We start from the raw sequence: 13,138 nt of genomic DNA on the forward strand, positions 1-13,138 counted from the left end.
GGGGCCGCCGCCGGCGGGCGGCTACCCGCCGCCGCCCGGCCCCGCCCCGCGGCACCCGGGCCACCCGCAGCCCCCGCACCCGCCGCACCCCGGGCCGCCGCACGGGCGCCCGCCGCAGGGCCCGTACCGGCCGTACTGACCCGTTCCGCCCGCCGACCAGAGAGAGACCCGTCACCCATGAGCGGCTTCGTCGAGACGCCCGAGCCCGTCCACGTCCCCGGGCTCACCCACCTGCACACCGGCAAGGTGCGCGACCTCTACGCCACCGGGGACGGCGACCTCGTGCTCGTCGCCAGCGACCGGGTCTCCGCCTTCGACTGGGTGCTGCCGACGGAGATCCCCGGCAAGGGGCGGCTGCTCACGCGGCTCTCGCTGTGGTGGTTCGACCGGCTCTCCGACCTCATCCCCAACCACGTCCTGTCGGCCGAGCCGCCCCCCGGCTCCCCCGCCGACTGGGTCGGGCGCACCCTGGTCTGCCGCAGGCTCGACATGGTCCCGGTCGAGTGCGTCGCGCGCGGCTACCTCGCCGGGTCCGGGCTGGCGGAGTACCGCGCGGGCGGCGCCGTGTGCGGGGTGCCGCTGCCCGAGGGCCTGGTCGACGGGTCGCGGATCGACCCGCCGGTGTTCACCCCGGCCACCAAGGCCGCGGTCGGCGACCACGACGAGAACGTGTCCTTCGACGCCGTCGCCGCCGCGCACGGGGCCGGGCTCGCGGCCGAGCTGCGCGACCTCACCCTGGCGCTGTACGAGCGCGGGCGGGCCCTCGCCGAGGAGCGCGGCATCCTGCTCGCCGACACCAAGTTCGAGTTCGGCCGCGGCGCCGACGGCGCCCTCGTCCTCGCCGACGAGGTGTTCACCCCCGACTCCTCGCGGTTCTGGCCGGCCGAGGAGTGGGAGCCGGGGCACCCCCAGCCGTCGTTCGACAAGCAGATCATCCGCGACTGGCTGACCTCGCCCGCCTCCGGCTGGGACCGCTCCGCCGACACCCCGCCGCCCCCGCTGCCCGACGCCGTCGTCGACCGCACCACGGCCCGCTACGAGGAGGTCTACGCGCGGCTCACCGCGTGACCGGAGCCGCCGCCGGCCCGCCGGCCCCGCCGTGCCGCCGGGGCCGGTTCCGGCCGCCCGGCACCGCCGCGAACCGCCCGACTCCCGGTGATCCGCACCACGATGGCACCGAACGCAACGCGCAGGACATACAGTGGTATCCGTCCATTGCCGTACGGCCACATCCCCGGGAACCGCGGCGATTCACGGCAAAGGGCGTTCCCACAACCCTTCATGAGCCGGTCAAGCGTGGCGTCGCCGCACGATGCCCCCTCCGCCGGCCGCATGACAACGGCACGAGCGGGCACACGACCGGTATCGCCGCGGGCGAGGACCGTGTCCGGAACCGGCCGCCCACCACCTCGCCGGTGGAACGCCGCGCCCGGCGCCCGCGTCGGAGTCGCACGAAGAACGTCGAGCACGACCCCTACATCCGCCTCACGAAGGAGCACATGAGCATGGGCCAGGAGGTTCGTTACCGCGTCCGTGGCGGCCGTCCCCTCAACGGGACGGCGTTCATCCAGGGTGCGAAGAACGCCGTCCTGCCGATGATCGGCGCCGCCCTGCTCGCGGCCAAGGGACGAACGGTGCTGCGCAACGTCCCGATCATCGAGGACGTCCGCCGCGCACTGGAGCTGGCCGAGCACATCGGTGCCAAGGTGGAGTTCCACGAGGCCGAGCGCACCGTCGTGATCGACGCGCAGCGGCTCGACGACCCCGAGCGGGCCGTCCTCCCCGCCGACATCGCGGCCCGGTTCCGCGGCTCGGTGCTGTTCGTCCCGGCGCTCATGCACCGCATGGGCCAGGCGCGCATCGAGGGCGTCGGCGGCTGCAACCTCGGCAGCCGCAAGCTCGACTTCCACTACCGCGGGTTCGCCCGCCTCGGCGCCGAGGTGACCGAGGACGACGAGCGCAACCACATCAACATCACCGCCCACAACCTCAAGGGCGGCCACCTCTACCTCGACACCCCGTCGCACACGGGCACCGAGAACCTGATCATGGCGGCCGTGCTCGCGCCCGGCACCACGGTCATCGAGCACGCCGCGCTGGAGCCCGAGGTCCTCGACGTCATCGAGTTCCTGACCCGCATGGGCGCCAAGATCCGCGGCGGCGGCACCGGCTTCATCACGGTCGAGGGCGTCGAGCAGCTCACCGCCGTCGAGCACACCATCATGTCGGACCGCATCGACGCCGGCGTGTTCGCGATGATGGCGGCGGCCACCGGCGGCGAGGTCAGCCTCGTCGGCGCCAACCTGGAGCACCTGGGTGTCGCGCGCTGGAAGCTGGAGCAGATGGGGGTGGAGTTCTCCCAGCAGGGCGCGGTGCTGCACGTGCGCCGCGACCTCTCCGCCCCGCTGCGCCCGATCAACGCGGTCACCTCGCCCTACCCGGGCTTCGCCACCGACCTGCAGTCGCCGCTGATGGCGCTCGCCACGCTCGCCGAGGGTGAGAGCTACCTGCACGAGGCCATCTACGACGGCCGGTTCGCCCTGGCCGACGAGCTGAACAAGATGGGCGCCAAGATCGAGGTCGACGGCACCCGCGCGATCGTGCACGGCTCCGCCGACACCGTCCTGCGCGGCACCGACGTGGTCGCCCACGACCTGCGCACCGGGGCCGCCCTGGTCCTCGCCGGCCTGGTGGCCGAGGGCGAGACCGTCGTCGCGGCGGGCTACCTGGTCGACCGCGGGCACGCGCAGTTCGCCGCGCGGCTGACCGCCCTGGGCGCCGACGTGACGCGCGAAGTCGTCGGCTAAACGCCCGTTCTCCGGTCCGAGCCGGGGCGGGAGGGAAACCTCCCGCCCGGGCTTTCGGCGTTCTGTGGGAAACGATCTTCATTGGCCCCGCACAATGGGTACGATCTCGGCAATCATGCCGTGACAGAAAACAGGTTCGGGAACCAGTGGGCGCACATAGTGAAGAGCGTGGAATGGTAGCGGGGAGCAGCCCGAGGTGAGTGCGCAGCGAACTGGCGATCTGACGATTGGTGTCATCGGGCCCCACGAGGTGGTCGAGCGGGTCATGCTCATGGGGCCCGGGTCCACGGGGCCGCTCAACGCCAGACTCATCGCCGCCGCCTATCGAGATGAGCAAGAGGCGACCGACAAGGTGCTGCGCCTGGGGTCCGCGATCGACGCGTATCTTTTCGCGAGCCCCGTCCCCTATGAGTTCGCCCGCAAGGCCGGGGTACTGACCATGCCCGCGACCTACGTCCCGCTCGGCGGGGCGAGTCTGCACGAGGCCCTGCTCCGGGCCACCCTGGACGAGAGATTCGACCCCACCCGGGCCAGCCTGGACGTGCTCAGCCGGGCCGACGTCGTCGAGGCGTACTCCGAGGTCGACCTGCCCGTCGACGGCATCCACGTGCACGAGGAGCTCACGAGCACCTCGCAGCTGACGTCGTTCCACGAGGGGCTGTGGCGGCGCAAGGTCACCCGCATGGCCATCACCTGCGTGCGGGGGGTGGCCGAGCGCCTGGACACCATGGGGGTGCCGGTCATGCGGCTGCGCCCGACCAACGCCGGGGTGCGCAGCGCGCTGCAGACCGCCGGCCTGCTCGGGGCGCACCACCGGCTGGAGGAGGCGCAGCTGGGGGTGGTCGTGGTCGACGTGCCGACCCTGCGCGACTCCACCCGGCGCTCCACGCCGCGGTACTGGCGCGACGAGCTGCGGCTGGCGCTCCAGCGCCTGCTGCTGCAGGAGGCGCACCGGATCAACGCCACGGCGCACCCGGTCGACGACCACACCTTCATGATCACCGCCACGCGGGGGTCGCTGGTGTCCGCCACCGAGGGGTTCCGCCAGCCGCCGTTCGTGGAGCGCATCAAGGCGGAGCTGGGCATCGCGATCGAGGTGGGCATCGGCATGGGCCGCACCACCCAGGACGCCGAGACCCACGCCCGTGCGGCGCTGAGCCGGGCCCAGGCCACCCGGCAGAGCTTCGCGGTGGACCGCGAGGGGCGTTCGCTCGTCCCGGCGCAGCGGGCGCCCGCCCGCCAGTCGCCGGAGCCGCTGCGCACCAAGGGCCGCGAGACCCTGCTGCGGCTCTCGGAGAAGATCGCCGAGGAGGACGGCCCGCTGGTGGTCGACGCCGAGAACGCGGGCCGGATGCTCGGGGTGACCCCGCGCACCGCCCGGCGGCTGCTGCGGACCCTGGTCGAGGAGGGGCTGGCGTGGCCGCTGCCGCCCAACCGCACCCTCCAGCCGGGGCGTCCGCGCCAGCTGTACCGGCTGATCATCGAGAAGCTCGACAAGGACAAAGCGGGCAAGTGACCCCGCGGGGGAGGCGTCGGCGACCCCTCCCCCGCCCGGTCACCGGTCGCCGTTGCGCCGGGGGTAGGCGCGGGCGGCCGCGAGGAACGCGTCGTTCTCGTCCGGGGTGCCGATGCTGACCCGGGCGCCCTCGCCCGCGAACGGGCGCACGGACACGCCGGCGGCCTCGCAGGCCGCCGCGAACTCCAGGGTGTCGTCGCCCAGCCGGAGCCAGACGAAGTTGGCCTCGGTGGGGGGCACGGTCCAGCCGTCGGCCACCAGGGCGTCGCGGACCCGGCCGCGCTCCTTGACGGTGGCCTCGACCCGCTCCAGCAGCTCGTCCTCGGCCGCCAGGGACGCCACGGCGGCGGCCTGGGCCAGGTGGTTCACCGCGAACGGCAGCATGGTCTTGCGGACGGCGGCGGCGGTGTGGGGGTGCCCGATGAGGAAGCCGACCCGCAGCGCCGCCAGGCCGTAGGCCTTGGAGAACGTGCGCAGCACGGCGACGTTGGGGCGGTCGGGGTAGAGCGTGAGGCCGTCGGGCACGCGCGGGTCGCGCACGTACTCGCGGTAGGCCTCGTCGAGGACCACGAGCACGTGGTCGGGCACCCGGTCGAGGAACGCGGTCAGCTCGGCCTCGCCCACGGCGGTGCCGGTGGGGTTGTTGGGGTTGCACACCAGGACCATGCGGGTGCGCGGGGTGATGGCGGCGGCGAGGGCGTCGAGGTCGTGGACCTCGTCGGCCAGCGGCACCCGCACCGATGTGGCGCCGGAGAGGTCGGCGAGCAGCGGGTACGCCTCGAAGGACCGCCACGCGTAGACGACCTCGGTGCCGGGCTCGGCGACGGCCTCCAGCAGTTGCTGGAGGATGCCGACCGATCCGGCGCCGACCGCGACGTGGTCCTGGGGCACGGCGAACCGGTCGGCGAGGGCGGCGATCAGCCCGGACGCCCCGGCGTCGGGGTAGCGGTTGAGGTCGGCGGCCGCGGCGCCGACGGCGGCGGCGACGGACGGCAGCGGACCGAACGGGCTCTCGTTCGAGGAGAGCTTGACCGACCGGCCGTCGGGGCCGACGACCTTGCGGCCCGGCTTGTACGCGGGGATGGATCCGAGCACCGCTCGGAGATACGCCGAATTCCGCTCCGCCACCATCGTCCTTCCTCGATACGCTGTGCGATGTCCAGGCTACGTTCCGCGACCAGGGTTCGGGAAGACGTCCGCGGCCCAGCGCAATATCGCACAGAACAGGAAATACCACCATGGACCATGCCCGGCAAGCCCGACGGGTGGCGGCCGCGACCCTGGCCGCGGCGGGCATCGCGGCGGCGGCCGCCTGCGGCACCGCCGACGGCGGCGGCGACCGGCCCGGCGGCGGCGCCGCGGAGCGCCTCGCCACCGCCCAGCTCGTCCAGTTCGGGGACGCCAAGGTCGTGCCCGAGCGCAGCGAGGAGGGCCCCTACGGCGAACTGGCCACCGTCCGCAACGCCGAGGAGCTGCGCTCCGCCACCGAACTCGACAAGCCCGACTGCCTGGACGCCGTCAACCGGTGGGCCCGGCTGCCCGGGGTGCGCGACGCCGCGGCGTCCCTCGCGACGTTCGCGCGGGGCGAGGACACCATCGCCCACCTGCTCGTCGACGCGGGCGCCGACGTCGCCGAGGAGGCCGTGGCGGCCTCCCCGCCCGCCGAGTGCGCCACCTACACCGCCACCCTCCAGGACGGCAGCACGTCCACCTACCGGGTGCGCGAACTCGAACTCGACCGGGTGGGCGACGCCTCGCGCGGCTTCGCGGTCGAGACCGAGATGTCCGGCGAACGCGTCCTGCTGTACAGCCTCCTGTACCGCAACGCCGACTACCTGGCCACGACCACCATCCTCGGCACCGGCGACGCCGACGAGTACGCGGACACCCTCACGGCGTTCAGCCGCGCCGCCCTCGATCGCGAGTCCGAGATCCTCCCGTCCTGACCCCGCCCCGGGCCGGCCCGGTATCGACCGCGAGGAGGTTCCGTCCGCCCGACCCCGCCCCCGGCCGACCACCCGAGCGACCGGGCCACCAGGTGGGTCGACCCGTCGGGCACCGGGTGGCTCTGGACAGCGACCCATGGCCCGGCCGCCGGCCGACCGGACGGCGAGACGCGCCCCGATCAGCGGCCGGCGCACCCACGGATTCACGGACCCACGGAGACCGTCGCACGCGGGCGATCCCGGCGCGTCCACCACCGCCCGGTCCGGCCACCGTCCCAACGCAAGGCGGCGGCGACGTCCGGCCGATCGGCGGGAGACGTATCCGGCTACTGGTGGGAGGCACCCAGGCGCCGGCGTGGCGCGTCCACGCGGGTACGGGGTCCGGCGTGCGGGCGTGGGCGATCACGGCGCCCGCACCGCCACCGCCGGGGGGCGCGGACGCGTCCGGGACCGGCGGCCGGTGTGGCGACCGGGGAGGGGCGGTGCACGGTCGGCGGGGGACGGGTACGGCCGGGAGCGGACGGGCGGGGTGTCGGCGGCGGTCTCGGCACGCGGGTCCCGGACCACGCGCCCGACCTGGGCGTACGCTTCGCCGGGCTGCGGGGCGGGCCGCGCGGCCGTCCACAGGATCGGCGTGTCCGTGTGGCGCCTGTCCGACGGATGGTCTAGCATTCACCTCAATCGAACACATGTTCGAGGCAAGGGGGTGGGGGGCAGTGACCACGGCAGCGCACGTCCCAGGTCGGACCGCGTCTCGGCCCACCGGGGTCGGGCGCGCCCCCCACTCCCCCTTCGACGACCGCCGCGCGATGCGCCGGGTCGACTGGGGCGCGTCGTCCTCCGCCGCGTTCTACCGGTCCCTTGAGGCCGCCCTGCTGGATTCCGACGACCCCGGCCACCCCGGCGTCCCCGACGACGCCCGGCCGCCCGATCCGGTGCGCAACCCCTACACCCCGGGTGCGGGGCTGCGCCCGCCCGAACTCGCCGGGCGCGACCGCGAACTCCGCCGGTTCGACGTCGCCCTCGACCGCGCCGCGCGCGGGTGCCCCGAACGCGGCGTGATCCTCAGCGGCCCGCGCGGCGTCGGCACCACCGCGCTGCTGGGCGCGCTCGCCGCCCGCGCGCGGGGCCGCGGCTGGGGCACCGGCCGGTTCGAGGTCCGTCCCGGTCCTCCGCTCCGCCGCCAGGTGGCGGCCGCCCTCCAGTCGGCGCTGTACGACCTCCTGCCGCGCCACCGCGCACCGCACCGGGCCCACCGCGCGCTCGACGCGATCGCGGCGCTCGGCGGCACCCCGCCCCCTCCCCCGCCGGCCCCCTCCGTCCCCGGGGCCGGCCCCGCGGCCGCCGGCGGCGCCGCACCGCCCCGGCCGGCCACCGCCGCCCCGGCGGTCGGCGCCCCGGTCGCCGCCGCGTTCCCGGCCACCGCCGTCCCGGTGGCCGGGGCCGCGCCCCCCGCCGTTCCGGCCGTGCGCGCCGGCGACGGCGCGCTCTCCACCCTCGCCGCCCTGTTCGCGTTCGCGCCCTCCCCAGCGCGCGGCCGCGCCGCGTCGGGCGACCTCGCCGCCGACCTCGCCCGCCTGTTCGCCGAGGCCGCGTCGGTCGCGGCCGACCTCGGCACGGGCATCGCCCTGTTCATCGACGAGATGCAGGACCTCTCCGCCGCCGACCTCGCGGCCCTGTGCACGGCCTGCCACGAACTCGCCCAGCACGGCGGGCCGCTGCTGGTCGTCGGCGCGGGGGCGCCGCACCTGCCGGGGGCGCTCGCCGCCGCCCGGGGCTACTCCGGCCGGCTGTTCCGCTACGTGCGCGTCGACCGCCTCAGCCGGTCGGCGGCCGACCACGCCCTCACCGCCCCGGCCGAGCGCGAGGGGGTGCGGTTCCACCCCGACGCCCTCGCCGCCCTGTACGACCTCTCCGACGGCCACCCGTTCCTGGTGCAGACCTACGGCCGCGCGGTCTGGGACTCCGCCCTCGGCTCCCCCATCACGGCCGCCGACGTCGCCGCCGCGGCTCCCGAGGCCGACGAGGAGGTGGCGGCGGGCCTCCTCGGCGGCCGCCTCCACCTCGCCGGCCCGGACGAGCACGATTACCTGCGCGCCATGGCGGCCCTGGGCGACGCCCCGGCCGCCCCCGACCGGCTCGCCGCCGCCCTCGGCCTGCGCGCCGCCGCCGTCGCCCGGGTGCGCGACTCCCTGGTCCGGCGGGGCCTGGTCGTGCCCACCGCACGGGGCGGCGCGGCGTTCGCGGTGCCCCGCCTCGCCGACCTCCTCCGCCACCTCTGACCGTCAGGGCCTCGCTCCGGCCGGGCTGCCGGGCGGCCGTCCTCCCGACCGCGCCGCCGCGTGTCAGCCGAGGAAGCCGGTCAGGGCGTCGATGACGGCCCGGGGCTGCTCCTCGGGGATGTAGTGGCCGCAGTCGGCCACCTCCACCACCTCCACCCGCTCGCCCTTGGACGGCAGCACGTCGCGCAGGAGGGCGTAGTTGCTCCGGTCCCCGCCGAGGGCCAGGATCGGCGCGGCCACCCGGCCATAGGCCCGCTCGTCCTCGATGTCCTGGGTGAACGCCTGGTACCAGCCGTTGCCCGCCCGGACCGCGTCGGCGGTGGAGTACGCGCGGGCGTAGACCTCGCGCGCGTGCTCGCCGATGTCGGCCGGGTCCGCGGCCATGTAATCGAAGAGCCAGTCCGCCATCAGCCGGGCGCGTCCGTCCAGCAGCCGCTCCGGCAGGCCCGGCACCTGGTTGAACGCGAACCACCACAGGTAGATGCGGGTGCCGGCGGTGATGTCCCCGCCGACGTGCTGGTCGGGTCCCGGGAGCAGCCGCATCCCGGTCCACCCGGCGTCGGGATGGGGGACGTCCAGCAGGACGATCCGCCGGGTCGCCTCCGGGTGGTCGGCGGCGAAGGCGTAGGCGACCATGGCCCCGATGTCGTGGCCGACGAGGTCGACCCGGGTGAGGCCCAGGTGGCGGACGAGGGCGTGGACGTCGCGGGCCATGGTGCGCTTGTCGTAGCCGTCGGCGGGCTTGTCGGAGCCGCCCATGCCGCGCAGGTCGACGGCGATCACCCGATGGCGGCGGGCCAGCTCGGGCATGACCTTGTGCCACTGCCACCAGGTCTGCGGCCAGCCGCCCAGCAGGACCAGCGGTTCGCCGCGCCCGCCCTCGACGTAGTGCAGGCGGACGCCGTTCACCTCGGCGTGCCGACTGGTGAACCCGCCGTCGAGCGAGTCGGCCAGGGCGGTGTCGGACAGGGGGTCGCGCCGGGTGGTGGTCACGGGACTCCGATCATTCGACCGTACGACCATTTCGTACGATTCGGTCGTACGAAATGTTCGTACGGTCGGACAGACCGTGTCAAGGGCTACCTGGAAGATTCGTACGAGATTCGCGTACAGTGAGGGCATGGCCGTCCTGCACCACCCCGACGTCGAGGACCTCCGGCTCGTCGACGTGCTCGCCGCCCTGGGGCACCCGTTGCGCCTGGAGATCACCCGTGCGCTGGCCTCCGGCGAGGAGAGGTTCTGCGGCGAGGTCATGCCCGACATCCCGAAATCGAGCATGACCCACCACTGGCGGGCCCTCCGCGAGAGCGGGGTGATCCGCCAGCGCCGCGCCGGGCGCCGCCTCTACCTCACCCTGCGCCGCGACGACCTGGAGTCCCGGTTCCCCGGCCTACTCGACATCGCCCTCCGCGACGAACCGTGACCACCCCCGGGCGTCCCCCAGGGGCCCGTCCCGACGCCCGACCGCCCCCGTGCCCGCACGCCCGGCACAACGAGCACGTTCCAAGCCCCCGTAGACCCCAGCACAACCGCGTCCGCACGGCCCCGTTGCGGCGGTGTCCACGTGCCCACGTCCGCGCCGCGCCGGGCGCACGCCCTTCCCGGAGCCCCGGGGGGCCGGGTCAGGCGGGTTCGTAGGGGTCCACGTCGACCGGGAGGACCGTGCCCGTCGGTGCGGGCTCCTGGCGGCGGTGGTCCAGGCGGGACGTCGCCACCCCCGCGACCTCGCCGAGGACGGCGAGCGTCGCCCCGGTCTCGGCGTCGCTGATCGCCGCCCGGATCACCGGGCGGCGGCCCTGCACCGGGACCGCGAACACCACGTCGACCGCGCGCCCGTTGCGCCGGCCCGCGTAGCGCAGCATCCGCCAGCAGCCCTGCCGCCACATGTCGACCGGCTCCGCACCCGTCACCACCGACGCGTTGGCGTACCAGACGTCGCTCGCGCGCAGCCGCGCCAGCGTCCGCGCGGCCGGCACCTCGCGGCGCTCGCACGGGCCGGGGCGCACCAGCGCCGACAGCGGCCCCGTCACCTCGGGCGACAGCACCGCCAGCAGCACCGCCTCGGCGGCGAGCACGCCGACGTGCCCGGCGGTGAGCCCGCCCAGGACCGCCATCCCCGTCGCGGGCAGGCCGAGGGTCGACGCCGCCGCCACCCCGAACAGCACGGTGCGGGCCAGGGTCCGCCGGCCGACCGGGCTGGTGCTGAACCCGCCGAAGCAGCCGCACCCCAGCTCGGGGTGGCGCCGGCTCACCACGACCAGCACCACCAGCGCCGCCGCGAACACCAGGAACGTCAGCGCGCGCGCCGCCTCGCCCAGCGGACCCGCGAGCAGCAGCAGCGCCGCGGCCAGCAGCGCCTCCACCGCCGCGTTGGCGTAGGTGAACGGCCGACGGGCCCGCTTGGGGAGCAGCGCCGCCGGGCCCTGGCCGCGCGTGGTCCGCGCGGCGGCCTTGGCGGCGGCCCCGGCCAGCAGGACCACCGCCAGGACGGGCAGTTGGATCTCGCGGAGTACGTCGATCACCGGGTCACCCCACCGTCAGGGTCGCGTTGAAGCAGCCCGCCTCGGGGCGTCCGCCCAAGGCGATGAAGCTCGTCAGGGTCAGCTCGGCGACCCGCCCCGAGGCGTCGCCGCCGCAGGCGGCGCAGCGGTCGCAGAAGCGCGTGGCCACGGCGGCGCAGTCGACCACCTCCACCACCGCGGCCTCCCCGTTGCACTCGTTGCGCACGGCCACGGTCGTGCCGAGGGAGAGCAGGGGCAGGTCGGCGCAGGCCTCCCCGCGGTCGCAGGCGGGTCCGCAGTCGCCCGCGCGGTCGAGCGCGGGGTAGGCGGCGCCCGCCAGGTGCCCGAGGGGGTTGACGTGCGTCGCCCGGCCCAGCGCCGGGTCGTACCAGGTGACCGACCCCGACACCGCGACGGGGCCGCCGGGGACGGCGCCGCCGGGCCGCCACCACCGCCAGGGGGCGGTGAGAGCGGGGACGCGGTCGCGCCGCGGTCGCGGGCGGGACCCCTCGCCCACGGGGAACGGCGGCTGGGTGGTGGCGGGCAGCAGGGCCCGCACCTCGCCGCCGTCCCGGATGCCGACGGCGTCGAAGAGGTAGCCGGGTTCCAGAACGGGGTGGCGGACGGACATGCGGCCGGAGGCCCGGTAGGGGATGACGGCGGTCGCGCGCGGGCGGCCGTGTCCGGGGTCGACCTCGACGGTGTCGCCGTCGGCGGCCGTGATCACGCCGGTCACGCGGGCGAGCTGCGCCCACACGTCGCGCGCCACCCACCGGCCGCCGGGCGCGCAGCGGACCACCACGTCGTCGCCCTCGCGCAGATCGCCGACGCCGACCTCGCGGCCGCGCCAGAACGTGGTGCCGGGCTCGAACAGGAACCGCTCCTCGCCGCGCGGGGTCACCACCACCAGCAGGTGCGGGGTGGTGTCGACGACGACGCCGCGGGCGGTGCGCTCGGTGGCGTCGTCGGGCTCCGGCGCCGCGTCCGCGCCGAGCAGCGCCGCCGTGAACCTCCTGCGCTCGCGCTCCAGCGCCGGCATGCCCCACCCCCACGGCTGCGCCCCACGGCTATGTCGCCCCCATTCTCACCTCCGCCCGGTATGCGGCCGCGCCACACGCCCGGACCGGGCCGTTTCTTGCCCGGCCGTTTCCCCCGCGCACGCCGGGCCCACCGCCCGCTGTCCGCCGCGCGCCCGCCGACCGGTCGGCGGGCGGCCGGCGGCGCGCCCGACGGGTGCGGTGCGGGCGGGCGTCCACGTCACGGCGGCCGACCCATGTGGCCGGGGTTATCCAGATCAACCCTCTTCTCCTGATTTGTCGGAACATGACGTCCGCAAGGGCTCCCGATGACGCCGACCGGGCAACAGTGAAGGCACGGTGGAAATGTGAGGCAGAGCACGCACCACGGGTGCGGCGGACCGGGTCGGTGGTCAGGTGACAAGCGCAGCGGGGACGTCGAGGTACGAGGAGTTCTCCCGCTATGTCGCCGAGCGCGGCCCCGCGCTGCTCCGCATCGCCGTCGGCCTCACCGGCAACCGCTCCGACGCCGAGGACCTGCTCCAGGCCGCCCTCGTGAAGACGTTCTTCGCCTGGGACCGCATCTCCAGCCCGCACGCGCGTGACGGCTACGTCCGCCGCGCCATGGTCAACACGCAGATCTCCGAGTGGCGCCGGCAGCACCTCACCGTCTTCCCCACCGACGAGATCCCCGAGCAGCGCGTCGACGACCCGACGTGGCGCACCGACCTCGCCGACGTGGTGCACCGCGCCGTCGACCGCCTCCCCGAGCGGCAGCGGGCCACCCTCATCCTCCGCTACTACGAGGACCTGTCCGAGGCGCAGATCGCCGACCGCCTCGGCGTGACCGTCGGCACGGTCAAGAGCACCATCTCCCGCGCCACCGCCAAGCTCCGCCTCGACGCCGACCTCGCGATCGAGCGCACCACCGGCTGACGGGGGCGCCCCCCGCCGCCCGATCCCCCACCCGCACGGGACCGCCCCCCGCCCGCCGTTTTGCACGCGCGCCCTCGTGCTGGGTACTCTTATCCCAGCCAGGAGGATTCGCCTAGTCAGGTCTATGGCGCCGC

At 75.4% G+C, this 13,138-nt stretch carries 11 protein-coding genes; 7 read left to right on the forward strand and 4 right to left on the reverse strand.

All coding sequences use genetic code 11. The annotated features are described in order from the left end of the window. Positions 1-177 precede the first annotated feature (177 nt). The 3 genes from NT8_RS22695 to NT8_RS22705 all read left to right on the forward strand — a co-directional run bounded on the left by NT8_RS22695 (position 178) and on the right by NT8_RS22705 (position 4,323). A complete protein-coding gene (locus NT8_RS22695) occupies positions 178-1,068 on the forward strand; it encodes a phosphoribosylaminoimidazolesuccinocarboxamide synthase (protein WP_067973370.1) in 891 nt (296 codons plus the stop codon). Between the two features lie 431 nt (positions 1,069-1,499). Continuing rightward, positions 1,500-2,807: a UDP-N-acetylglucosamine 1-carboxyvinyltransferase gene (gene murA, locus NT8_RS22700; protein WP_067973371.1), complete on the forward strand. Its 1,308-nt coding sequence runs from the start codon at positions 1,500-1,502 to the stop codon at positions 2,805-2,807. A 250-nt stretch (positions 2,808-3,057) separates the two neighbouring features. Beyond that, entirely contained in the window at positions 3,058-4,323 is a 1,266-nt protein-coding gene (locus tag NT8_RS22705; protein ID WP_067973372.1) for a transcriptional regulator, read from the forward strand. 39 nt (positions 4,324-4,362) lie between these two features. Here NT8_RS22705 and hisC read toward each other — a convergent pair whose 3' ends face one another. Next, positions 4,363-5,454, reverse strand: coding sequence for a histidinol-phosphate transaminase (gene hisC, locus NT8_RS22710; RefSeq protein ID WP_067973373.1), 1,092 nt, complete (start codon positions 5,452-5,454; stop codon positions 4,363-4,365). Between the two features lie 134 nt (positions 5,455-5,588). On the opposite strand from hisC, the gene NT8_RS22715 reads away from it, so the two are divergent. Both NT8_RS22715 and NT8_RS22720 read left to right on the forward strand, forming a co-directional pair. Further along, entirely contained in the window at positions 5,589-6,269 is a 681-nt protein-coding gene (locus tag NT8_RS22715; protein WP_245646288.1) for a hypothetical protein, read from the forward strand. 716 nt (positions 6,270-6,985) lie between these two features. Next, a complete protein-coding gene (locus NT8_RS22720) occupies positions 6,986-8,551 on the forward strand; it encodes an AAA family ATPase (protein ID WP_169805248.1) in 1,566 nt (521 codons plus the stop codon). Between the two features lie 63 nt (positions 8,552-8,614). Here NT8_RS22720 and NT8_RS22725 read toward each other — a convergent pair whose 3' ends face one another. Continuing rightward, the gene (locus NT8_RS22725) at positions 8,615-9,544 is read right to left on the reverse strand and encodes an alpha/beta fold hydrolase (protein WP_245646289.1); all 930 of its coding nucleotides are present in this window, start codon (positions 9,542-9,544) and stop codon (positions 8,615-8,617) included. Between the two features lie 127 nt (positions 9,545-9,671). On the opposite strand from NT8_RS22725, the gene NT8_RS22730 reads away from it, so the two are divergent. Further along, the gene (locus NT8_RS22730) at positions 9,672-9,974 is read left to right on the forward strand and encodes an ArsR/SmtB family transcription factor (protein WP_067973382.1); all 303 of its coding nucleotides are present in this window, start codon (positions 9,672-9,674) and stop codon (positions 9,972-9,974) included. A 199-nt stretch (positions 9,975-10,173) separates the two neighbouring features. Here the strand turns inward: NT8_RS22730 and NT8_RS22735 are convergent, their stop codons facing one another. Further along, positions 10,174-11,073, reverse strand: a complete 900-nt coding sequence (locus NT8_RS22735) for a MauE/DoxX family redox-associated membrane protein (RefSeq protein WP_084469197.1) — start codon at positions 11,071-11,073, stop codon at positions 10,174-10,176. A gap of 4 nt (positions 11,074-11,077) precedes the next feature. Then, positions 11,078-12,091, reverse strand: a complete 1,014-nt coding sequence (locus NT8_RS22740) for a hypothetical protein (protein WP_067973385.1) — start codon at positions 12,089-12,091, stop codon at positions 11,078-11,080. Positions 12,092-12,485: 394 nt separating this feature from the next. On the opposite strand from NT8_RS22740, the gene NT8_RS22745 reads away from it, so the two are divergent. Further along, positions 12,486-13,004 carry a SigE family RNA polymerase sigma factor gene (locus tag NT8_RS22745; protein ID WP_067973389.1) on the forward strand — a complete coding sequence of 173 codons (519 nt, stop codon included), beginning with the start codon at positions 12,486-12,488 and terminating at the stop codon, positions 13,002-13,004. Positions 13,005-13,138 lie beyond the last annotated feature (134 nt).

Origin of the sequence: Nocardiopsis trehalosi NBRC 14201 (assembly GCF_001552555.1) — a bacterium.
GTDB lineage: Bacteria > Actinomycetota > Actinomycetes > Streptosporangiales > Streptosporangiaceae > Nocardiopsis_B > Nocardiopsis_B trehalosi.

What these genes read in the sequence shown, in the direction of transcription:
- hisC (WP_067973373.1), bottom strand. Translation starts at nt 5,454, where the DNA reads ATGGTGGCGGAGCGGAATTCGGCGTATCTCCGAGCGGTGCTCGGATCC.
- murA (WP_067973371.1), top strand. Translation starts at nt 1,500, where the DNA reads ATGAGCATGGGCCAGGAGGTTCGTTACCGCGTCCGTGGCGGCCGTCCC.
- NT8_RS22695 (WP_067973370.1), top strand. Translation starts at nt 178, where the DNA reads ATGAGCGGCTTCGTCGAGACGCCCGAGCCCGTCCACGTCCCCGGGCTC.
- NT8_RS22730 (WP_067973382.1), top strand. Translation starts at nt 9,672, where the DNA reads ATGGCCGTCCTGCACCACCCCGACGTCGAGGACCTCCGGCTCGTCGAC.
- NT8_RS22740 (WP_067973385.1), bottom strand. Translation starts at nt 12,091, where the DNA reads ATGCCGGCGCTGGAGCGCGAGCGCAGGAGGTTCACGGCGGCGCTGCTC.